This window comes from Sandaracinaceae bacterium, assembly GCA_020633055.1.
In the GTDB taxonomy this organism is placed as follows: Bacteria; Myxococcota_A; Polyangia; order Polyangiales; family Houyiibacteriaceae; genus JADJJE01.
This window is the reverse complement of record JACKEJ010000004.1, coordinates 762,770-784,941: the sequence shown is the minus strand read 5'-3', so window position 1 is coordinate 784,941 and position 22,172 is coordinate 762,770. Positions and strand designations below refer to the sequence as shown.

The following is a 22,172-nucleotide window of genomic DNA, read 5'->3' as shown; positions in this document are numbered from 1 at the left end:
GGCGCGGGGTCCCGCACCACGTAACGCGCGGGTGGGGGTTCGTGCGCTTCGGCTCGAGGCCTTCCGCCGCGTCTACAGCGCGCTCGCGAACAAGCGCCCGAACTCGAGCGGGCTCGGCCGGTCACCGGGCTTGTTGGCCGTCGCCGCGCGCAGCAGCTTGGCCATGGTGGGCGGGAAGCCCTTCAGGCGCTCGGGGTCCTCGAACGGGTCGCGGCTCATGTGCGCGATGATGCGGTCGCGGGTGTTCTCGATTTCGTCGAAGAACGAGCGCCCTGTCGTCACGTTGTAGATGGTGCCGGCCAGCGCGTAGACGTCCGCGCGCGGGTCCAGCTCCACCGGGTCGAGCACCTGCTCGGGCGCGATGTAGCCCGCGGTGCCTGCGACGAAGCGCCCGGCCACGTCACTCGAGACGTGCTGCGCGCGCACCATGCCGAAGTCGATCACCACGGTGGCGAGCGGCGGCACGATCGCGGGGTCGCGGTGCTTCTGCGGGTCGAAGCGCTCACCGCGCGCGAGGGGCAGGCGCAGCCACAGGTTGGCGGGCTTGATGTCGCGGTGCACCAGGCCCGCGCCGTGCAGGCCGGCCAGGCCCGCGCAGGCCCCCAGCACCACGTCACGCAGCTCGAACAGGCTCATGCGCCGCGCCGTCGCGTACTGCTGCAGGTCCGCGCCGATGAGGTACTCCAGCACCAGGAAGGGCACGCCCCCCGACACGCCGCGGTCGATGATGTTCGCCACGTTGGGGTGGTACAGGCCCGCCAGCGCCGCGGCCTCCTCCACGAACGAGGCGAGGATGCCCGCGCTCTCCGTCTCGGACGCGTTGGCCAGCGCCTCGCGCTTGGGGATCTTGAGCACGAACATGCGGTCTGCGCCGGGCTTGCGCACCAGCCACACCGAGCCGATGCCGCCCTCGCCGATGCGCTGCATGAGCTCGTAGCCCTCGATGAACTGCGGCTCCTTCTTGGGCTTGGTGGGCGGCGGCGGGGGCGTGCGCCGGATGGCCGCCTGGATGCCCGCCTCCAGCAGGGCCGACGCGATGGGGCCGAGCGACGCCAGCCAGACGTCGAGCATGGAGAGCTCGCGTGAGCGGATGGCGCGCGCCATCAGCGCGGCGCGGCGCGGCGCGTTCTCGAGGCTGTCGCGCGTGGCCGGGTCGTCGGCGGGCACCCCCTCGATGCCGAGCGCGCGCACCGGGTCGGCCAGCGCGGCCTGCACGCGGTCGCCCGCCAAGACCAGCTCCTGGCACAGGGCCTCCAGCTCCGGGTGCCGCCCCGCGGCCCCGCTGAAGCGCTGCAGCGACTGGGAGAGCGCCATCAGCGCGTGCGCCAGCTCGGTGTCCTGCGCGTGCAGCGCCGCGAGCGCGGTCGCGGAGGCCTCACCCCACCGTCCGTCGTCTTCTCCCGCCGACAGCACGGTGCGCAGCGTCTCGGCCTGCGTGCAGCAGTGGGTCAGCGCGTGCGTGTCCATCATGGGCAACGCGGTGGCCAGCCGCTCCAACATGGAGGGACGGTCGATGACCAGCGCCCACCAGGCCGCGAAGGGTCCGAGCCAGGCCACGTCGTCGCCTACGCCCAGCGTGGTGCCGCGGGCCGTGTCCACCAAGCGCCAGAAGATGGCGCTGAGGGCCGTCTCGAGCGGCGCGGGCATGTGCCGCGAGCCGTCTGCCAGCCCCTGCAGCTTGCGCAGCCAGAGACACGTGTCGTGCGCCGCTTGGCCCGCCTGCGGCCCGAACTGCTCCTCGCCACACGCGTCCAGCGCGTAGCCGCCCAGGCGCAGGGCCAGCACCTCGAGCGGCACGTCCACGGGCATCTCCACGCCCTCGTCCTGCCGCCGCTGCTTCACCAGGTCGAGGATGTGCGCGGGGGTCTCCGCGATGGTCTGCCAGGTGGCCTCCAGCATCGGCTCTTGCACGGGGATGCTGTCTGGGCTGGTCTCCAGCAATGGGCCCCAGATGCGCAGCGCGAACACGCGCGCGCAGGCCTCCACCGCGTTGATGGCCGCCGCGCGCTGCCGCGGGCGCGCCTCGCTGAGCGTGATGCGCCGCGCCTCCTCGAACGTGGTCGCGACCGAGCCCGCGAAGCGCGCGGCCCGGGCGTCGGCCTCGGGGTCGTCGTACTGCGCGGCCAGGCGCATGAGGTTGTCGAGCCCCAGCTCGAGGTCCAGCGGGTCGCGCTCGGCGCCGTCCACGATGTCGGTCACGGCGATGACCTCGATCCAGCGCCGCAGGTCGGAGAACTCACCCGCGCGCACGCGCCGCGCGCGGTTGCGCAGCCGGCGCAGGTGCGGCTCGATCTCCTCGTTGAGCGTGCCGCGCCGCCACAGCGTGGCGAGCCCACGCGCCAGGGCCCGCGCCGTGATGGCGCCCCCGTCACCGCTGTAGATGCGCGTCGCCAGGCGGTCCCAGATGTCGCGCCGCTCGAAGAACAGGTAGGGCGTCGCGGCCGCGATGGCGGCCAGCACGGAGGGGTCCTCGTTGGGCGAGCGGACGATGGCCACCAGCTGGCTGGCCAGGAAGCCCAGGCGGTCTGCTGGCAGCGACGCGAACGCGGTCATGGCGCGCTGACGCAGCACGGGCGAGTCGCCCATGACCCAGTCGAGCAGCATGCCCTGCAGCTCCTCGAGCGGCCCCGTCAGGCGGCCGAGCGCGCGGGCGGCGTGCACCCACACGAGCGGCTCGGGGTGCAGCAACAGCGGCTGCAGCACGGACAGCGTGCGCCCCACCAGCTCCTGGCTGGTGTGCGGCGTGACGGCGCAGACGGTGGCCTCGAGGCAACGCGCGGCCAGCACGCGCCCACGCAAGGACCCGTGCGCAGGCGTCCCGATCAACGCGTCGAACGCGGCCGGCGAGCGCCAGATCCACGCCCCGAACTCGGGCAGCTCCCACGCGCACGAGCCCGCCTCCCAGACGAGGATCTCGAGCCGCGCGCGCACCTCGGCGTTCATCGGGTGGTTCAGGTCGCTTCCGTCGCCCATCAGCGGGACGCACGCGAGGGCGTCCATCAGCGGGCCGCTCACCACGCGCTCACGGGCGGCGCCCGACACCGCCTGGGCCAGGTCGTCCTCGCCCACCGCCACCTCGAGCATGGCGGACATGCACGTGTCCCCGCGCCACGCGCTCGACGAGCACCAGGTCAGCAGCACCAGCCCCCCGTGGTTCGCCAGCAGCGACAGCAGCACCACGTCCGGGTCCTCGCCCACGCTGAGCACCGGCAGCTCGGCCGAGAGCACGTCCGCCGCCGCCCGCAGGTGCGCGGGCAGGTCGTCCTCGTCCGTCGGGTCCTCACGCCAGTGACGGCGCAGCAACGGATCGAGTTCGGGCTGGCTCAGGAGCGCGTCGGTGAGCGTGGCCAGGGCGTCATTCAACGAGGCGGAGATCATCGTTCGGCACCAAGCTACCCCAGAACGCCCCCGCCTCTCGCATTATTGGCGCCCCGGGTTCGCCGCCCGCCGCTACGCCCGAGCGACGATGCGCCGGGTGAGCACGTCCGCGACCGCCATGCACGTGGCCTGCGGGTTCACGGCCGTGGGGCTCGGGAACACGCTGGTGTCGCAGATGTAGATGCCCTCTACGCCGCGCACCTTGCCGTCTGGGTCGCACGGGCCCTCGTTGGACGCGGCCGTCATGCGGCAGGAGCCGAACGCGTGGTTGCCGGTCATGGCCATGTGCTTCGCGCCCAGCTTGGGGCTCAGCAGGCTCTCCGTGTCGCGCTTGGTGCGCATCTTCGCGGGCACGCCGGGGAAGGTGCCCGCGCCCACGTAGCGCGCCCCCACGTCCAGGAAGCCGTCCGCCGCGATCTTCATGCCGCGGAACACGTTGCGCGCCTCGAAGTCGGGCACCTTGAACTTCATGTTGGGTCGCCCGTGCCGGTCGGCCGTGACGCTCCCGCTGCACTTCCCGCGATAGACGATGGCGATCACCGCGAAGTACTTGATCTCGTCCAGCTCGCGCAGGAAGGACTCGCCCAGGCCGCCCCACTTGGCCAGCAGGAGCCCTGGCGGCGCCCACAGCGACTCGAACTTCATCCCGCGGATCTCCTCGCTGATGGCGCCCCAGCCCTGGGTCGCGCCGATCCACGGGTCCACCCGCTCCTCCATGCGCGCCACCACGCCGCCCGTGAGGTGCACGTCCAGCGTGGCCCCCACGCGCCCGCGCGGGTTGATGCCGCTCTGCTGCAGGATGACGGGCGTGTTCATGACGCCCGCGGCGAGCACCACGCGCGGCGCGCGCACCGTGAACTTGCCGACCGGGCGTCGGCCGACCGGGTCCACCACGCGGCCCGTCACGCCCACCGTGCGGGTGCCGTCCATCAGGATCTGCTCCACGTGCGCGCAGGTGTAGACCTGGGCGCCGTCTTTCACGGCCCGCGGGATGTAGCTGCGGTCGGTGCTCTGCTTGGCGCCGCTGCTGCAGCCCACCAGGCAGTCGGAGCAGCCCTCGCAGTCGTGCACCGCGCGCGGCAGCGGCTTGCCCGGCTGGTTCGCGGCGACCAGCGCGTCGCGCACGATGCGGTTGCGCGGGCCCATCACGCTCATCGGGGTGGGCGCCGTCTTGGTGCCCGCGAAGGCCCGCTCGAAGCCCGCGTCCAGCTCCTCGCCCTCGAGCCAGTAGAGCCCGTTCTTGCGCGACCAGTCCTGCCGCACCCAGTCCGGGATCTTCAGCATGATGGCCGAGTTCATGACCGTGCTGCCGCCCAGGCAGCGCCCCTGCATGATGGGCACCGGCGAGCGCGCCTGGATGATGCGCAGGCCCCCGTCCCACATGTAGCGCGCCATGAAGCGTGGCCCGTCGCGGGTCATGTCCTCTTTCGCGATCTGCGGGCCGGCCTCCAGCACCACCGTGCGCAGCCCAGCCTCGGCGAAGTTGGCGGCGGCCACGGCCCCACCCGCCCCGCTGCCCACCACGATGACGTCGGCCTCGGCGTCGAAGCCCCCGCTCAGGTCGTTCAGGTGATGGATCACGCGCGGCCCCCCTCGCTGCTGGCCACGCGGGCGCGGTCGCGCACCAGGAAGTCCACGTCCACGTCCACCTTGTACGCGTCCCAGGGGCGCTCACACACCTTGCGCGTCCCGATGTAGCTCACCACCTTCGGGTGCCCGAAGTAGCACATGGCGAGGGTGGCCTTGAGGGCGCCCACGAACTGCCCCATGGGCGAGAAGGGCTCCTTGTACCAGCGCTCGAACGCGGCTTGCCGCTTCTCGAGGGGGACGTAGGGCAGGCCGGGTCGTGCGCCCAGCATGGCCGGGAGCATCACGTCCGCGGCCACGAACAGGGCTCCGACCAGCTGGCCACGGTGCGGCGGGAGCTCGGCGAGGTAGCTGAGCGTGTTGGCGACGACCTCGGCCTCCAGCCAGTCCGGGGCGCCGAAGGTGTTGACGGGGTAGAGCACCTCGGCGGTGCCAGCGATCCCGCTGCGCGTGCTGTCGAGCATGGCCATGCGCGCGAACGTATCAGAACCACCCGTGCGCTGGGGCGCGTTTGCAGGGTCAGTGCGTCGAGTCCGAAGGGTCGGCAGGACGCTGACGTGATGTCTGTCGGGAACCCGCGACGCCAGAGGGTGTCCCATGGGCGTGCGCACCTCGGGCTTCACCTTCGCTCACTCGCTGGCGCTCGTCTTCGCGGCGCTGGGCATCACGCTGTACGTGCTCTCGGGGGCCCCAGAGCGCGCGCTGGCGGCCCGCGAGCGGGTCTTTGGCGGCATCCGCGAGGGGGACCTCGTGTTCCAGGACCTCGCGTGCGGGCAGCGCTGCTCGTTCATCCGACGCGTGACGGAGAGCCGCTACGTGCACGTGGGGCTGGTCATGATCGAGGATGGAGAGCGCGTGGTGTACGAAGCCTACGAGCCCGTCGGGCCCACCCCCCTGGTGGCGTGGGTGGGGCGCGGCGTGAACCAAGAGCTCGCCGTGTATCGGCCGGACGCGGCGCTCCTGGCGCGGCTCCCCGCTGCCCGCCGCGCGCTCGAGCGCATGCGCGGCCGGCCCTACGACGGGGACTACCAGTGGGACGACGCGCGCATCTACTGCAGCGAGCTCGTCATCAAGGCCTTCGCCGGGGAGGGCGCCCCGCCGTTCGTCACGCCGCACACCGTGCGCCTGGGCAGCCTCCGCGCGCGCGCGGCGCAACAGACCGCCGGGCGCCTGACGGAGGACACGCTCATGGTGACCCCGCGCGACCTGACCGAGTCACCCCGCCTCACCCGCATCGTGGACGAGCTGCTCCCGCGCTGAGCGGCGATGTGCGTTGCGGCGTGGTCGACCGACCCTTCAGTGGCGGGCCCGGATGGCCCGCGAGCGCATCTCCTCGGCCACCGCCTCGAGCGCGTCGGTGTTCTCGAGGTCCGCCAGCTTCGCCTTGTGCACCACCTCGTAGTCGCCCTCGTCGGGGTCCACGTCCATCAGCTGCACGTGCGTGTTCGAGCCCGAGCTGGAGAACGCCACCCGTTCCCACGGGATGGACTTGCCGCGACACACGACGCCCTGCGGGTGAAGCGCGAAGGGCCCGAAGGTGAGCGACTGCCCGCTCAGTAGCGCCTGCAGCATGCCGCCGTGCAGCGTGGGCATGGCGCGCCCGATGAGCGTCCCAATCACCTCGTCCATCTTCTCCAGCTGCATGCTGGTGGACACGCGCCGTCCGTCGGCCAAGCGCACGTGCAGGAAGCCCTTGTTGTAGCTGGCCGAGCCGCCCGTCACGTGCACCAGCTTGTAGCGGATGCCGCGGATGTCCTGGTACGGCACGCCCTGCCCGCGGTAGCCGAAGCCGTGCTCGAAGAAGGTGAGCGAGATGCCGCGCGTGTAGACCCAGTGCGCGAGCGACCCCAGCCCGACCAGCGCGGTGAGCGGGGACAGGTAGAGCGCGATCACGCCGGCCGCCTCCGGGTCGATGGCGTAGAGCACGGGGAAGGCCACCGCCAAGCCGAGCATGCCGAGCCCCACCATGAGCGTGACCTTGCGCTGCTCGGGGTCGTAGACGAACGTGCGTTGGGCGGAACCGAGGGTCTGGGGTGTGTTCATGACGTCTCGAGGGGCTGAGGAGGGTCGGCGTGAGGTGGGCGTTTCCATCACGGAAATCGCCCGTGACGTGGCGTTGCCCGCTGCATGAGGGCAGGCGCCCTTGACCGCACCCACGGATACGGCACGAACCCCGAGTCGGCTCGGGGCACCCACCGCCCGAATGCCTCGACACTGCCACGCCGGGCGGGTGCCGCCAACACACACCACCGTGCCACTGGCGCACAGAGGGTGTGCCGTCTCGACCACGTGGTGTGGCGTCGTTGCGCAGCATGAACGGCCAGGCGGTCGCGTCGCGCGCGTTAACCGCGCGTCGCTAGCTTGGCTCAGGCCTTGCACCGCTCGCCTGCGGAGCCCTGCGCTCCTGCATCTACGGAGGAAGTCATGCGAACTGCGCGAATCGTCTTCGCCGCGGTGCTGGGGGCGCTCGTCTCGAGCCCCGCGGTCATCGAGGCTCAAGGTCCGCCGACCGGGCACGTCGTCCGCCTCGACGGGGACGACGTGGTGCTGGACCTCGGCGCGCCGAGCGTGCGCGACGGCGCGCGTCTCGCGGTCTACAGGACCATTCGCCTGCGCCATCCCCTGACCCGCCAGCCCGTCGAAGACCGCTTCGTCATTGCTTGGCTGGAGGTGCGTCAAGCTGGGACGACCTTGTCGCTGGCCCGTCTGGTGGGTGACGCCGACCGACCGCTCCAGGTGGGGGATGTCGTCGAGGTCGAGCGCGCGATGGGCACTCCGACGCCCCTGGGAGCGCCCGAGGGTGCCCCCGCGCCCACGCTCGAGCCCCATGCCGCTCCCGTCGCCGCTCACGCTGCGCCCGCGCCACGCGCCGCCGACGAGGAGGCGCTGCTGGCCATGTTCCGGGACAGCCGGGGTGCGAGCCCCGAGGAGCGCATCACCCGGATGGAGCAGTTCGTGCGCGCGTTCCCGGGCTCCCCGTTGGCGGCCGGGATCGAGCGCGACATCGAGGCCCTGCGTGTCGCCGCGGAGGGGGCCAGCGTGCCAGCAGCGCCGACGGCGGAGCAGCAACGGCAGCTCATCCAGCGCGCTGTGCGTGCGCGCGTCTACGCGCTGGCGCTGACCGAGGCGCACGCGGACCAACCCGTGTTCATCGGGCTGCTCCTCGAGCCGTCCATGGGCGAGCTGCAGCCGGCGGAGCGTGGTGTGCCTGCCCAGCCGCCGGCCTCACGCGGCATGTCCGATCTCGACGCCGTGAGCGGGTTCGAGCTCTACGCGCGGAGCATCGAGCCCGGTGCGCCGGCCGAGTTCACTCAGGTGTCCATGCACACCGACGACATCGGTCACACGCGTGCGCGGGTGCCGGCCGAGCTCGTACACGCCCCTGGCTTCGAGTTCTTCGTCGTCGCGGTGTCCGGCGTGACGGGGGCCGTGGTGAGTGTGATGGGTGACAGCGCGCACCCCCAGCGCGTCCGGGTGCCCGCGAGCGCCAGCGACCCCGCGCCCACGGGCCCGCGCGCGCGCGTCCGGCTCGAGAGCGAGGTGGCCAGCTTCGACGGCGCGTCCGGAGACGACTGGTACGTAGCGGCCGGCGGTGACTTCCTCTATCGCGTCCAGCGCGGCTTCGTGCACGCGGTGCGCGTGGGCTACGGCCACTACCGCGGACGTGGCCCGGCCGACATCGACGACCCCAGCACGGTGCGCTCGGCGGGCTTCTCGTACGGATTCTTCGAGACCGAGCTGCGCCTGCATCGGCTGTTCGCGCTGGTGCCGCGGGTGACCGTGGGGCTCGGTCTCGGCAGCGGTGGCAACAGCGAGGTGCGCGGCGGGTTCCAGCTGCGCGTGCGCATCGGCCCGGACGACGGCACCAACCTGGTCCTGGGCGCCGAGACGATCCCCGAGATCGGGCAGCGCGCCTTCATCGGGCTCAGCTTCGTGCCGCGCCCCCGCTGGCCGATGGCGGTGGAGGTGCACGTCACCGACCAACCCGTCAACGAGGGTGAGCTCGCGGTGCGCGGCATCCTCGAGGTGGGGCGCCAGCTGACGGACACCTTCGCCCTCTCGCTGCGCGCGTCCTACCAGGGCCGCAGCATCGACCACGCAGGCCTCGGCGCGGGGCTCGCGCTCACGTTCGACTGGTGAGGAGACGCCACATGAAGACGCACACACCCTCTCTGCGCGCTTGGTTCGTGTCCCGCTTCGGTGGGCTCGCGCTCACGTCGCTGGTGCTGCTCACGTTGGTCATGTTGGTCACGCAAGTGGCCGCGCAAGCTGCCCCGCCCGACGAGGATGCCTCGGGCGACGAGGACGCGCCGGGCATCGAGCCCGCCTCGCCCGACCAGGATGCCTCGGGCGCCGAGCCCGCCTCGCCCGACGAGGACTCCGCTGGAGACGCTGGCGCCGCGCGGCCCGACGATGACACGTTCGCGTCGCGCCGCATCGCGCACCGACCGCTGATGCAGGCGCCTTCGACGGGCGCACAGCTGCGCTTCCTGGTGGCGCGTCCCGGCGACCCGGGTCAGGTGCTGGTGTTCGTGCGTCCGCTGGGCAGCACGGACGAACCCGCCGCCGTGCCCGTCGTCATGACGAGCGAGGGCTTCGTCGCGACGCTCTCACCCGAGCACCTGCACCTCACCGGCAGCGAGTACTGGGTGGTGCTGCGCGACGAGGCCAGCGGGCGCGAGCGACCCATCTTCGCGAGCGCCGACGATCCCCAGCCCATCGTGGTGATCGAGCCCCGCCGGCGTCGCCTCGAGCGTGAGGCGCTGGCCGACCGCGAGGGACGTCGCAACACGTTCCGGCTCGGAGGCGAGGTGGTGCAGCTGGGTCCTTCCGGGGGTTACTACCTGCGCGCGACCGCCTCCTACGCGCACCACTTCCTGACGGCGCTCGAGACGATCGAGGTGGGCGTGGGCGTGACGCGCGCGATGGTGGACGGACCCAACGACCCGGGCGTCGACTACGGGCGGGCGGACCTGACCCTGCGCCTCCACGAGCGGATGCGCCTACGCGTCGCGCTCGCGCTCGGGTTCTCGGAGGACGGCTTCACCTTGGGAGGTGGCGCCTACGCCCTGCTCGGCAAGCCCTTTGGCACCCACGTCGAGCTGGGCGGGGAGTACCTGGCCGACGTGGGCTACCTCGCCAGGGTGCGTCTGGGCTTCGACACCGTGCCGCACGTCCCCCTGGGCGCCACCATCGAGGTCACGAACTTCCCGTTGGACGGCGACGCCAACGTGCGCCTGCTGTTGGACGCGGCGTACCGGTTCGCGCCCGACACGTACGTCAGGCTCGTCGTCGGCTACCGCGGGCAGCAGGCCACGCGCGGAGGCGTCAGCGTCGGGCTCGACCTCGCGTACTCGTTCTGACCGCAGCCGACCCGACACCGGGGTCTCAGAAGCGGCCGCTGACCCGCACGCTGGCGAGCCCCGGACCGACGTCGGCGTCCACCGCCACCGCCGGCTCGGACGGGTCGTCGTCGCCACCCTGCACGAGCAGCAGCACCAGCCCGACCACGCCGCCGACGACGGCCACGGAGAGCCCCACGTCGGCGGTGATGGCGCGTCGGCGCAGCCCCTGGACTTGCGCGTCGGAGCACGTGCGCGGTCCGTCACGTCCGCACGTGCGGGCCAGCGCGCGGTCTTCGCTGCGGGCCATCAGTCCGGCCACGGCCCAGGTCACGGCGCCGGCCCCGGCCACGCCGAACATGGCGATCGCGGGCGCGTGCCCCGACGACGTCGGAGCGTCCGTCTGGTCCTCGTCCGGGTCGCTCACCGGCGCCGCGGGCTCGGCGGGAGCAGGCTCCGGGGTAGGCGCCGGCCGACCCTCGAGCAGCGTCGGCGGGGGCTCGCGCTCCGGCTCGGTCGTGGGGGTGCCGCTCTGCTGCGCGTCGTAGCGGCGCCGCAGGTTGGCCAGCCGCTCCTCCAGGCGTACGCGGTTCTCGGCGTCGGGCGCGGCGGCCAGGTACTGCTCGAGGCGCGCGATGGCCGGCTCCAGGTGCCCGAGGCGCTCGTGACAGGCGAACAGGTTGAACAGCAGCTGCGGATATTGCGTGAGCGCGTAGGCCCGCTCGAACTCACGCAGGGCCGACTCGTAGTCGCCGCTGTTGAAGTACCCGGTGCCCGCCGTGAAGTGGGCGTGGGCGATCTGGTCGCTCGACTCGGACGGCTGCGCGCGGGCGACGCCTGCGCCGCTCGGAGCGACTAGCGCGCAGGCGAGCAGGAGCCCGCGCAGCGCGGACGCGAACGAATGGGGCTGAGCGAGTCGCGGCACGTCAGGGCTCCTGGCAGAACGAGAAGGCGGTGGTGTGCAGCTCGACCAGCCCGCGCTGGGCCTGCCACACGACGGACACGATGGAGGGCTGGCTGACGCGCGCGAGGTAGTTGGCGTTGACGTCCAGCAGCGCGCCCGCGCTGGCCGCGAAGCTCTGCAGCTCCCGCTCCTCGCCCACCGTGAACGGGTCGCTCACGGCCGTGTGGTCGTAGCTCCCTGGCAGCATCCGCAGCGAGTGTGTGCCGGCGAGCGTGCGCGCCACCAGCAGCGCGAAGCGCCCCTGCCCATAGCCGACGATGGCGACGGGCCCAGCGAAGCTGCCGCTCCCGACGGGCACTGCGATGGAGCGCCCCGCGGTGCACGCCGCGGGCTGTTGGCCGAAGCCGCAGTCGATGCCCACCAGGGCCAGGCGCGCGGCATCGCCCGCGTCGCGATAGGGCAGGGCCACGACGTAGTGGTGGATGGCGGGTAGGCCGGGTGTCACGGCGACCTCGGCCACCGACGGGCGGCCGTTCGTCTCGACACCGTCGGCGATGAGCGCGGACACCGACAGCGTCGTGGTGCCGTTGCTGATGGGGTCCCAGATGATCAGCGGCCCCGCCCCCGAAGCGAAGAACACGTGCCCCGTGGGAGACCCCGCCGCGAGGATCGGCTGCTCGTCGGACGTGCCGCCCAGCGTGGAGTCCGTGAAGTTGCACGAGGCGGAGCCCTCGCGGCATGACCCGAGGCGGTCTGGCATGGTCACCGAGCCGACCTCGCCCAGCACCCACTGCGGTGGGAGATCCCCGCCCGTCATCGTCATCCCGGGGCGGAACGAGACGTCCTCGGTAGTGGTCAGCGGGCTCAGGTTGGTGAGGGCGATGTCGTTCCCGGGGGTGTCGATGTCCCCCACGAACCCCAGCACGTCGTCCCCGTCGGGCTGCCGGTACAGCGCCATCATGGCCATGGCCGGGTCCCCTCCGGTGTTGCGGTCGCGCGCGACGGCGAGCCCCACCAGGTCGGCGAACGCGGGCGGCCCCTGGATGTAGTTCGAGATCTGCGTGAACGTGGTGGGCGCGTCGGCGGTCGCGCGGATCATCACCTCTTCGTTCTGCGTCCCGTTGTGGCGCAGCGTCGCGGCCACGAACCACCCCACGTTGCCCAGCGTCGACGCCATGCTGACGGGCGCGACGAAGTTGGCCGTGCTCGGGAAGCGAGGCTGCTGGTAGCTGAACAGCAAGCGCGGTGGGTGCTGCACCACGGGCGCGGTCACGCCGAGCGCGGTCGCGAGGGTCGCGTCTCCGCAGCTCTCGTTGCGGTTGTTGCCACACACCTCGGGCGCGCCGGGGTACACCGCGTTGTTCATGTCGTCGCAGTCGTCCCCGCCGCACGCGATGGCGTCGTGCCCGTCGTCGTCCTGGTCGGGGTCGGCCATGCACTGCGCGGCGGCGTCCACACCCGTGTCGCCCGTGCTCCCGTCCAGCACGCCCCCTTGATGGTCGTCGCCGTCGTAGAGCAACGAGCAGCCTGTGACGCTCGCGAGCGCCCACGTGGCGAGCAGCCACGTCGGCATGCTCCACAGACTCCCCTTCGAACGGCACCCACCGAGTTTCCCCCGGCCCCACGCTACGGACATAGACCTCACCAAAGCTTGGCGGGGCACCCACGCGGCCCGCGCTGGGTCAAGATGACATGTAGGAGCGCAGGGGCCAACGTATCCCTTCCGCCCGCGCGAGGAGCTGCTGCGCGCGCACCTCCGAACGCTCGGGTTGCGGCGTCGCATACCCCGGACGGTGAGGCGCCCGTGCGTCCGCGCGCGCTAGAACACGCTCGGGGCTGCGTCCGCCCAAGCCGAGCTGCGCCCCACGCCCCGGCGGAAGATGTGCTGGGCGAACCCCAGCAACACCAGCGACCAGAGGACTCCCGACGCCATGGACCACCCGTCGTTGGCGAAGGCCGCCAGCATGACGGCGTGGATCGTGGCTATCCCCAAGACGAACACGAGCGCGGCGGTCGTCGCACCGCGCGAGGCCCGGCGCACGTATAGCGCCGCGCCCACCCCCGCGGAGATCAGCGCCGGCACGAACATCAGCCGCAACAGGGTGACGGTGTAGGCGGGCATCGGGACCAGCCGGCCACCGCTGGGCTGCGCGAAGGCCCACTCCCGCAGCTGCGGCGCCCACGCCACACCACACACCACGGCGCACCACGCGCCCACCCCGGCGAACAGCTCCAGCAGCAAGGCGCCGCCCTCGTCCATCCCGTCTTCATAGGCGGAATCGAACAGGCGCCGCCACGCGTGCAGGCGCAGCGCCAGGGTCCCAGCGAGCAGGAGCGGCGGCAGGTAGCCGATGTGCCAGGTGGCCGCTTCCGTGCCTTCCTGCAAGTGACCCCGGGCGAGCGCGAGGCCCGCGTAGGGCACGCTGAACAGCGTCACGAAGCGCACCAGGGCGTACAGGTGCGGCGTGCGTCGCTGCAGCTGACAGCCCAGGTACACGCACAACACCGCGAAAAACGGGCCTGGCCCCATCAGCAGCGGCCACGCGTAGGGCGTTTCGGTGAGCACGCCCACGGCGAAGTACGTCCCCAGGAGCATCAGCCCCAGCTGCAGCAGCCAGAGCTCCAGCGTCTCGGTGGCGGACAGTGGCCGCAGCGAGCCGTCGTAGAAACGCGGCGCGATCGTGAAGTCGTTCTGCATGGGGCCCTCGGGGAGTGGTCAGCTTGGCTGCGCGTCCAGCCTGTCGTCCAGAAACGCGACCATGGCCCGCCAGCATTCCGCTGGCCTGCGCTGCAGCAGCAGGTGCGGCCCGTCGATGTCGACGACCGAAGCGCGCGGTTGGTGCGCGACGACGTGGTCGCGGCTGCGTGCGCTGACCAAGCGGTCGCGCGTGGCGCGCAGGTACAGGAGCGGCACCGGGCAGGCCGCGAGCGCGTCCGTCACGTCTACGCGCAGCACCTCCCCGATGCGGAACGCGAGCACGTTGGGCGAGACCGCCTCGAGTGCGCTTCGCAGCAATCCGCGCAGGGGTGCGTCAGCGCCGGCCCCGAGCATGATCGGCGCCTGCAGCGAGAACGGCGCGGCCCGCAGCAGCCTCGGCCGCGCCACCTTCGCCAGGGCAGCCGGCACGGGGACGGGACTGATCGCGAACGACGCGCACAGCACGATGGCGCGCAGCCCCGCGGGTCGCGTCGCCGCCACGCGTAGCGCGATGGGCCCCGAGAACGACTCGGCCACCAGCACGAAAGGCTCGTCGTCCGCCAGCTGCGCCAGCACGCGCGTCACGAGCGCCTCATAGGACAGCGACGCGTCGGTCGGGTAGCGCACGACCCTTGCGCTGACGTCCGCTGGGAGCGCGTCCAGCAATGGCTCGAAGAGCATCCCGGTGCCGTCCATTCCGGGCAACAAGACGAGCGACGGATGGGAGACCACGTGGCTCTGTAGCATCTGGGTCCCGTGGCTGGGTTCACGACAACGCGCTCGAACGAGATCGCGTACTGCTCGCCTCCAACGTCGCGGAGGACCGAGCCAACGGAGCGAGGCACGTGGAACCACGATTATTCCTCGATTATTCGCCGCACATGGGTGGAGTTGCGTGCCGTGGTCGCGTAGCCTCGCGCGCGTCGATGTTCCTCTCCCCCCCAGCCCTCCGCGCAACGCGACGCGCGCTCGTGCTGCTCTGCGCGTGTGCCTCCGTCACGCTCGCTGCGCCACCGTCTGCTCACGCCACGCCGCAGGACATCTTCGGCTTCGGCGCGCGCACGCCTGGTATGGCGATGACCGGCGCGTCCTACGTGGACGACTTCGAGGCCGTGTTCGCCAAACCCGCCGGGCTCGCTGGGGCGCGGCGCATGGCGCTGGTGCTCGGGCTCACGGGCGGGGCCTATCGCCTCCGGCTGGACGGCGACATCATGCCCACCGACGCGTCGCAGGGCATGACCATCGGCTTCCAGCTGCCCCTGCCCTTCACCGACGAGCTCGAGAACGTCTTCGTCATCGGCGCCGGCTTCTTCACGCCCACCAACACGGTGCTGCGCAACAACGTCCTGTTCGTGGACTCCCCGCAGTGGCCCGTGGTCGACCGCGCGCAGGTCGTCGCGCTGCAGATGGCGGCCGGCATCAACCTCGACCGCTGGGTGCCCGGCCTACGCATCGGCGGCGGCGTCTCGGCCATGGCGCAGAACCTGGGGCGCTTGATCGTCGAGCTGGACCCGAGCGGCGACTTTGCCTCCGTGACCGAGGTGCAGCTGACCACCAGCTTCTCGCCCGTGCTGGGCGTGCAGTACCAGCGGGAGCGCTGGGCCCTGGGCGTCACCTACCGCGGCGAGCTGCGCACGGACGTCGCGCTCGACGTGCAGGTCAACGATCTGCCCATCGCGCTGCCCGCGCTCACCATCGACGCGCTCGCGCACTTCGACCCGCACACGCTCACCGCCGAGGTCTCGTTCTTCCCGGTGCCGAGCCTGATGCTCGTCGCGAACCTCACGTATCGCCGCTGGTCCGCCTGGACGGGGGCCCCGCAGCGCACCACCGAGGACAGCTTCGAGCCGCCCGAACCGCGCTTCCGGGACACCGTCTCGCCGCGCATCGCCGCCGAGTGGCGCACGGGCGACGAGGCTCTCTCGGCCACCCTGCGCGGGGGCTTCGCCTTCGACCCCACTCCAGCCCCGCGCGCAGGCTTCGAGCCGGGACGTGACAGCACGGGGCAGGTGCGCCTCGACCCGAACGGCCGCCCCGTGCTGCTGCCCGTGCGCTACCTGGACGGGCACCGCTACGTGCTCACCGCCGGCACCGGCATCCGCTGGCAGACGCGCCACGAGCCGCTGGTGCGCTTCGACCTCTTCGCGCAGGCGCAGCGCATCGGCGCGCGCACGCACAGCATCTCGGCCGACGCCGTCTCGCCGAGCGACACGGGACCCCACATGCGCAGCGAAGGCTGGATCCTCGCTCTCGGCTGGACGGGAGGCCTCGAGTGGTGAGCGCCGCCCGTCGATCGCATCGCGCCGAGCGCCGGCCGGTCCAGCGGCCTCCCCGGCATGTACGTGGAGGCGCTGCGTGCGTCGTGCGCTCCCCGCTCACGTTCGAGCCTGGGCGGGCACGCTTGTCTCTCGTCGTCCTCGGCGCCGCCCTGCTGGGGGTCGCCCTCGGCGTCCCCGTCACGGCCCACGCGACGCCCGCCGACCTGCTCGGCTTCGGCGCCCGCAACATCGCGCTCGGGGGCGCCGTGGCCGCGGACGTACAGGACGGCGGGGCCAACTACTACAACCCGGCCGGGCTCGTGGGCAGCCCGGGGCTGCGCCTCTCGCTCTCCTACGCGTCGCTCAGCTCGGACCTGCACATCAACGACGTGAACAGCCACGTCGAGCGCATCAGCGGGCTCAACCTCGGCATCGTCGCGCCGGCCGCCATCGGCAGCGTGCGCCTCGCGTTTGGTCTGGCCGTTCATCTGCCCGACCAGCGCATCAACCGCACGCGCTCCTCGCTCCCCTCGCGCCCCTTCTGGACGCTCTACGACAGCCGCCCGCACAAGGTCTACCTGGCCACCAACCTGGCGCTCCAGCTGGTGCCGTGGCTCAACGTCGGCGTGGGCGTCACGTTCCAGTCCGCGTCCACCATGGAGCTCGACATCGTCGGGGACATCAACTTCCTCCGCACCTCGCAGACGCGGCTCACCCACCAGCTGCAGGGCGACCTGCTCAGCAGCCGCGCCTTCCAAGCCGGCGCCCAGGTGCGCCCCCTCGACTGGCTCTCGATTGGCGTCACCTGGCGCGGGGCGCTCGCGCTGCGCGACCAGCTCACCGCACGCGTGGAGGGCGGCCTCACGGGCCTCGGTCCGGCCTTCCCGGTCAGCTTCGAGCTCGTCTCCCGCAGCGTGGGCGCATACATCCCGCAGCAGCTCGTGGTCGGCGTCGCCGCGCGCCCCATCGAGGCGCTGCGCGTCAGCCTCGACGTCAGCTGGGTGGACTGGTCCAAGCACCCGAGCCTCATCAGCACGGAGGAGCTGCTGCTCAACGTGGAGCTGCCGCCGGGCATCATGCTCGACATCCCGTCCATGATCGGCGGGACCACACCTGTACCCATGAACCTGCGCGACATCGTGGTGCCCCGCGTCGGCGTCGAGTGGGACGCGCACCGCACGGACGCGTTCGTGCTGCACACGCGGGCCGGCTACGTGTTCGAGCGCTCGCCATTCCCGGCACAGCGCGGGCGCACCAACTTCGTCGACAGCAACCGCCACAGCCTCGCCCTGGGCGTCGGCGCCACCTTCGTGAGCCCGGGCCGCCGCTTCCCGGGCGACCTCAACGTGGACGCGTACTTCCTCTACGCGCAGGTCAGCGAGCGCGCGCACGAGAAGCTCTCGTTGGTGGACCCCGTGGGTGACTACACCGCTGGCGGGCGGCAGTACGGCTTCGGCCTCCAGGTGGAGCTCGCGTTCCATTGAGCAGCGCTCCCGGTATGCGCGCGGGCGTGGCGCGACGCCCTCTCGAGCTGCCGCGCGGCACGTGGCTGGCCGGCTACCCCAACCCCTTCCGGGCGCACCGCAGCGTGCGCGACCCCCTCTCGCTCACGGTGCTGGCCCTCGAGGGAGAAGGGCAGGGCGCTGCCGCGAGCGAAGGGCTGCGCGGGGGGGCTCGCAGCGTGGTGCTCCTCGCGTCGATGGACCTCCTGGCCATCCACGACGCGCTCGCCAGCGCCCTGCGCACCAAGCTGGCCGAGCGCACGGGCGTCCCCCCCGAAGCGATCGCGCTGACGTGCATCCACAGCCACAGCTCGCCGCTGGGCTCGGCGTTGGCCTCCTCACCCCCTGCGCAGCACGCGTTCCTCGCGCACCTCGAGGCCCAGCTGCTGAGCGCCGCCGACGAGGCCGTGCGTGCGCTGGCGCCGGCCACGCTGGGGCGCGCCACCGGGCGCGTCGTCATCGGTCACAACCGACGTGAGGTCGCGTCCGACGGGCGCATCGTGATCGGCACCAACCCCGACGGGCCGCTGGACCCGGACCTGGACGTGCTCGTCGTGCGCGCCGAAGGCGGGCGACCGCTGGCCACGCTCGTCAATCACGCCTGCCACCCGACCATCCTCAGCCCCCTCAACCGACGCGCGTCGGCCGAGTGGCCGGGGGAGATGCGGCGCCACATGGAGGCGCGCGGGGCGGGCACCGTGCTGTTCCTCCAAGGGGCCACCGGCGACGTGGACCCGAACCACCGCTGGCTGCGCGGTGGCGACGCGGCCGTCACGCGGCTGGGGCGCACGGTGGCCGAGGCAGCGCTCGCGCTGGTCGAGGGTCCGCTCGAGCCCGTCGCGAGCTCGCACGTGGGCGCTCAGCTGGAGGTGCTTCCACTCGCGCTTCATGTGCCCGCCGACGATCCGGCCGCGGCGGTCCTCGGGGATGATCAGGCCTCGGCCGCCCCAGGGAGCAACCAGCGCGCGCCCCGGCCATCCACCACCGCCCTGCGCGCCCCCGCGCCCCGCTCGGACGCGCTGCCCCGGCATGCCCGCGAGCTGTCCCGCCAGACGCGCATCCCCGCGCGCTGGGCGGACCCGCTCCTGGACCGCATGTACCCCTGGGCCCCGACCGCGCAGCACGAGCCCGATGGCGCATGGGTGGCGCCGCTCACGTTGCAGTCCCTCCGCCTCGGCGACGTCGCCCTCACGACCTGCGGCGCCGAGCTCTTCACCACCACCGGGCAGCGCATCAAGGCGGCATCGCCCGCCGCCCGCACGCTGGTCGTGGGCTACGCCAACGGCATGCTCGGCTACATCCCTCCAGCAGAGGACCACGCGCTCGGTGGCTACGAAGTGGAGATGAGCCCGTTCCTCTATCGCCTGCCGGGCCTATTCACGTCATCCTCGGAGAGCGCGTTGCGCACAGCCCTCGTTCAGCAGCTCGACGCGCTCTTCGCGGCGTAGCGGCTGCACGTCACGTCTCTGGGCCGCCTCTGACGACCCAGCTTCTCTACCACCAGGCACTCCCCCTGAATGCCCCCAGCGGCGCCCAGCCCCGAGAGTCCTCATGCCCCACAGCCTGCCCCGCCTCGACCTCCCCATGCTCGGTGACTCCGAGTGGATCCCCCGCCCCGATGGCACGCGCCTCCACGCGCGGCGCGCGGGGTCAGGGCCCGACGTGCTCCTGGCGCACGGCTACATGGGCAGCGAGCGCGACTGGGCCATCGTGCAGCGCCAATTGGTCGAGGCCGGCTTCCGGGTGACCAATTTCGATCAGCGCGCGCACGGCGCCTCGTCGCTGGGGCGCGACGGACTGACCTCGGTCGCCATGGCGGGCGACTACGTGGCGGTGCTCGAGCACTTCGACCTGCGCGACGCGGTGCTAGTGGGGCACAGCATGGGCGGTTTCCTCTCGCTCGTCTTCGCGCAGACACACACCGACGTCGTGCGCGAGCGCCTGCGCGGCCTCTTGCTGGTGGGTGCGCACGGCGGCCGCGTGGCCGAGGGCAGCCTGCAGAACCAGCTCCAGATCCCGCTGCTGCAGCTGGGCATCATGGCCCAGCTCATCAAGCAGCCGCAGCTGGGCCGGCTCATGTCGCGCACCATCTTCGGCGACTGGGCCCCGGACGAGTACGTGGAGCAGAACCGCCTCGGCATGCTGGAGCACGACATGCAGCGCTCTCTGCCCATCCTGCGCGCGCAGATGGACGAGGACTGGTATCCCAACCTGGGCCGCATCACCGTACCCACCATCGTGCTGTGCGGGGAGCGCGACAAGACGTGCAAGCCCTGGCACTCGCAGCGCTTGGGGCGCGACATCCCCAACGCGCGCAACATCTGGCTGCCGGGCGTGGGCCACATGGTCACGTGCGAAGCGCCGGCCAGCATCCTCACGCACGTGCGCGAGCTGTCCCACGGGGCCTCTGCCGTCGCGGCCGAGTAGCGCGCCTACGGTCCGCATTGCTGGCGCTGGCGCCCCGGGCGCGAGTCGTGGCAGCGTGCGCGCCTTCCCTCTCTCGGAGACACGCTGCCCATGACCCACTACAAGCTCACCTACTTCGACGTCCACGGCGGCCGCGCCGAGTCCATCCGGCTGGCGTTCTGTCTCGGCGGCATCCCCTTCGAGGACGAGCGCTGGTCGTTCGCCGAGTTTGGCCAGAAGCGCGCGTCGCTGCGCTTCAACGCGGTGCCCGTGCTGACCATCGACGGCGCCGAGGTGACGCAGTCGAACGCGCTCAACCGCTACGTCGGCCGCCTGGCCGGGCTCTACCCGGAGGACCTCCTCCAGGCTCTCTACTGCGACGAGGTCATGGACGCGGTCGAGGACATCGCGAACCAGGTGGTGCGCACCTTCGGCCTCAAGGGCGACGCGCTGCGTGAGGCCCGCGAGGCCCTCGCCAAGGGCCCACTGACCACGCTGATCAAGGGCCTCGACGTGCTGCTCGCGCGCGGGGGCGGCGAGTACTTCGCGGATGGCCGCCTGACGGTGGCGGACCTCAAGGTGTTCGTGCAGCTGCGCAGCTTGCTCAAGGGCACGCTCGACCACATCCCCGCCAGCTTCGTGACCGAGCTCTCGCCCGCCCTCACCAAGCACAACGAGCGCATCGCCAGCGACCCGCGCGTGGTCGCGTACTACGCAGCCTGCGCGAAGTGAGCTACGCGCGAGTCCTCACGCGGCCGCCAGCGCCTTGATGCGACCCACCATGGACAGCAGCCCGTTGCTGCGCCCCTGGCTCAGGTGCTGGTCGAGGCCCAGCTCGGCGAACGTGGGGCGCGGGTCCAGCGCCGCGATCTCGGCGCGCGTCTTGCCGCTGAACATCACCAGCAAGATGGCCACCAGGCCGCGCACGATGTGCGCGTCGGAGTCCGCCTCGAACACCATCACGTCCGGGTCGTCGCTCTCGGAGGTCACGAGCCACACCTGGCTCTGACACCCCAGCACCTTGTTCTCGGCCGTGCGCTGCGCCTCGGGTAGCTCCGGCAGGCGCTTGCCCAGCTCGATGATGTAGCGGTAGCGCTCCATCCAGTCGTCCAGGAACTCGAAGTTCTCGAGCAGCTCCGGGAGGTCCACGCCGATGGGGTTCTGCGCGCCCACGGCTCAGCGCTTCGCGATCTCGACGACCACGTGCCGTCCGCCAGCCTCCGGCTGGAAGGTGAAGCGCACCGCGTCGCCCACGTCGAGGCCGTCCACCTGGCTCGCGGCGCGCAGGCTGAAGGGCATGGTCATGGCGGGCATGTAGCCGGGCACGTCCTCGTGCGCGATGGTCACGCTCAGGCGGTCGCGATCGATGCCGCGTACCACGCCGTTCACGGTGTAGCGGTTGGTCTGCTGCTCCTCGTGGCCCGCGCCCTCTGCGCTGACGGCCGCGCCATTGGCCTCCGGGTCTTGGCAGGCGCTCGCGGGCAGGGCGAGCAGCAGGGTCACGAGCACGACGCTGGGGGAGAACGAGAACATCGCGCCAAGTCTGGGAGCGCGCCGCCGGGTCGGCAAGGCCAGGCGCCGACTCGCAGTCGGATCCCTGCGCGGGCCTGCTATCGTCGGGCCGCCATGTCCGACTCCCACCTGCCCGCGCGCCGCCGCTTCTTCATCCCCTGGGTGCCCAAGCCCGACACCATGAAGCGCATCGGGCGGCTCCACATCAAGCTCTACGAGCGCACGCACGGGCTCATCGGCGGGCGCGCCGACGGGCTCGACATCTTCCTGCTCACCACCACGGGCCGGAAGACCGGCATCGAGCGCACGGTGGCCATCCCCTACTTCCGCCGCGACGGGAAGCTCCTCACCATCGCCTCTTACGGCGGGAACAAGGTGCACCCCGCGTGGTACGTCAACCTGCGCGCCAACCCGCGCGTGATCTACCAGATCGGTGGCCAGCTCTTCACCGGCACCGCGCGCACCACCACCGGGGAGGAGCGTCAGCGCCTGTGGGACTCGGTGGCGCACGAGCACCCACGTTTCAACCGCTACCTGGCGTGGTGCGGAGACCGCGAGATCCCGGTCGTCGTCATCGACTGACGC

Annotated in this window: 19 protein-coding genes; 9 read left to right on the top strand and 10 right to left on the bottom strand. The window is 71.9% G+C overall.

The window, feature by feature from the left end; genetic code table 11:
* Positions 1 to 72 precede the first annotated feature (72 nt).
* The 3 genes from H6726_03180 to H6726_03170 all read right to left on the bottom strand — a co-directional run bounded on the left by H6726_03180 (position 73) and on the right by H6726_03170 (position 5,435).
* On the bottom strand, positions 73 to 3,378 hold the full coding sequence (locus H6726_03180) for a serine/threonine protein kinase (protein MCB9656629.1): 3,306 nt from the start codon (positions 3,376 to 3,378) through the stop codon (positions 73 to 75).
* Positions 3,379 to 3,450: 72 nt separating this feature from the next.
* On the bottom strand, positions 3,451 to 4,959 hold the full coding sequence (locus H6726_03175) for a GMC family oxidoreductase (GenBank protein MCB9656628.1): 1,509 nt from the start codon (positions 4,957 to 4,959) through the stop codon (positions 3,451 to 3,453).
* Positions 4,956 to 5,435, bottom strand: coding sequence for a hypothetical protein (locus H6726_03170; GenBank protein ID MCB9656627.1), 480 nt, complete (start codon positions 5,433 to 5,435; stop codon positions 4,956 to 4,958). The genes H6726_03175 and H6726_03170 overlap by 4 nt, the downstream gene beginning before the upstream one ends.
* 127 nt (positions 5,436 to 5,562) lie before the next feature.
* Between H6726_03170 and H6726_03165 the strand changes: the two genes are divergently transcribed.
* Positions 5,563 to 6,225, top strand: a complete 663-nt coding sequence (locus H6726_03165) for a hypothetical protein (GenBank protein ID MCB9656626.1) — start codon at positions 5,563 to 5,565, stop codon at positions 6,223 to 6,225.
* Between the two features lie 36 nt (positions 6,226 to 6,261).
* On the opposite strand, the gene H6726_03160 is transcribed toward H6726_03165, so the two are convergent.
* Positions 6,262 to 7,008, bottom strand: a complete 747-nt coding sequence (locus tag H6726_03160) for a hypothetical protein (protein ID MCB9656625.1) — start codon at positions 7,006 to 7,008, stop codon at positions 6,262 to 6,264.
* A 381-nt stretch (positions 7,009 to 7,389) separates the two neighbouring features.
* On the opposite strand from H6726_03160, the gene H6726_03155 reads away from it, so the two are divergent.
* On the top strand, positions 7,390 to 9,105 hold the full coding sequence (locus tag H6726_03155; protein ID MCB9656624.1) for a hypothetical protein: 1,716 nt from the start codon (positions 7,390 to 7,392) through the stop codon (positions 9,103 to 9,105).
* An 11-nt stretch (positions 9,106 to 9,116) separates the two neighbouring features.
* Positions 9,117 to 10,328 carry a hypothetical protein gene (locus H6726_03150; protein ID MCB9656623.1) on the top strand — a complete coding sequence of 404 codons (1,212 nt, stop codon included), beginning with the start codon at positions 9,117 to 9,119 and terminating at the stop codon, positions 10,326 to 10,328.
* 25 nt (positions 10,329 to 10,353) lie between these two features.
* On the opposite strand, the gene H6726_03145 is transcribed toward H6726_03150, so the two are convergent.
* The 4 genes from H6726_03145 to H6726_03130 all read right to left on the bottom strand — a co-directional run bounded on the left by H6726_03145 (position 10,354) and on the right by H6726_03130 (position 14,590).
* Entirely contained in the window at positions 10,354 to 11,232 is an 879-nt protein-coding gene (locus tag H6726_03145) for a tetratricopeptide repeat protein (protein MCB9656622.1), read from the bottom strand.
* Between the two features lies 1 nt (position 11,233).
* A complete protein-coding gene (locus H6726_03140; protein MCB9656621.1) occupies positions 11,234 to 12,784 on the bottom strand; it encodes a putative metal-binding motif-containing protein in 1,551 nt (516 codons plus the stop codon).
* A gap of 246 nt (positions 12,785 to 13,030) precedes the next feature.
* On the bottom strand, positions 13,031 to 13,909 hold the full coding sequence (locus H6726_03135; protein ID MCB9656620.1) for a hypothetical protein: 879 nt from the start codon (positions 13,907 to 13,909) through the stop codon (positions 13,031 to 13,033).
* 18 nt (positions 13,910 to 13,927) lie between these two features.
* Positions 13,928 to 14,590, bottom strand: coding sequence for an alpha/beta hydrolase (locus tag H6726_03130; GenBank protein ID MCB9656619.1), 663 nt, complete (start codon positions 14,588 to 14,590; stop codon positions 13,928 to 13,930).
* A gap of 245 nt (positions 14,591 to 14,835) precedes the next feature.
* Here H6726_03130 and H6726_03125 point away from each other — a divergent pair, with 245 nt between their 5' ends.
* The 5 genes from H6726_03125 (at position 14,836) to H6726_03105 (ending at position 20,807) form a co-directional block, all read left to right on the top strand.
* Complete coding sequence (locus tag H6726_03125) at positions 14,836 to 16,188, top strand: hypothetical protein (protein MCB9656618.1); 1,353 nt, start codon at positions 14,836 to 14,838, stop codon at positions 16,186 to 16,188.
* An 83-nt stretch (positions 16,189 to 16,271) separates the two neighbouring features.
* Positions 16,272 to 17,651: an outer membrane protein transport protein gene (locus H6726_03120; GenBank protein ID MCB9656617.1), complete on the top strand. Its 1,380-nt coding sequence runs from the start codon at positions 16,272 to 16,274 to the stop codon at positions 17,649 to 17,651.
* 26 nt (positions 17,652 to 17,677) lie between these two features.
* Positions 17,678 to 19,117, top strand: coding sequence for a hypothetical protein (locus H6726_03115; GenBank protein ID MCB9656616.1), 1,440 nt, complete (start codon positions 17,678 to 17,680; stop codon positions 19,115 to 19,117).
* A gap of 103 nt (positions 19,118 to 19,220) precedes the next feature.
* Positions 19,221 to 20,096: an alpha/beta hydrolase gene (locus H6726_03110; GenBank protein MCB9656615.1), complete on the top strand. Its 876-nt coding sequence runs from the start codon at positions 19,221 to 19,223 to the stop codon at positions 20,094 to 20,096.
* Positions 20,097 to 20,186: 90 nt separating this feature from the next.
* Positions 20,187 to 20,807: a glutathione S-transferase family protein gene (locus H6726_03105; GenBank protein ID MCB9656614.1), complete on the top strand. Its 621-nt coding sequence runs from the start codon at positions 20,187 to 20,189 to the stop codon at positions 20,805 to 20,807.
* A 15-nt stretch (positions 20,808 to 20,822) separates the two neighbouring features.
* Here H6726_03105 and H6726_03100 read toward each other — a convergent pair whose 3' ends face one another.
* A complete protein-coding gene (locus H6726_03100) occupies positions 20,823 to 21,176 on the bottom strand; it encodes a SufE family protein (GenBank protein MCB9656613.1) in 354 nt (117 codons plus the stop codon).
* 75 nt (positions 21,177 to 21,251) lie between these two features.
* Positions 21,252 to 21,608: a copper-binding protein gene (locus H6726_03095; protein ID MCB9656612.1), complete on the bottom strand. Its 357-nt coding sequence runs from the start codon at positions 21,606 to 21,608 to the stop codon at positions 21,252 to 21,254.
* Positions 21,609 to 21,701: 93 nt separating this feature from the next.
* On the opposite strand from H6726_03095, the gene H6726_03090 reads away from it, so the two are divergent.
* Complete coding sequence (locus tag H6726_03090) at positions 21,702 to 22,169, top strand: nitroreductase family deazaflavin-dependent oxidoreductase (protein ID MCB9656611.1); 468 nt, start codon at positions 21,702 to 21,704, stop codon at positions 22,167 to 22,169.
* Positions 22,170 to 22,172: the final 3 nt, after the last annotated feature.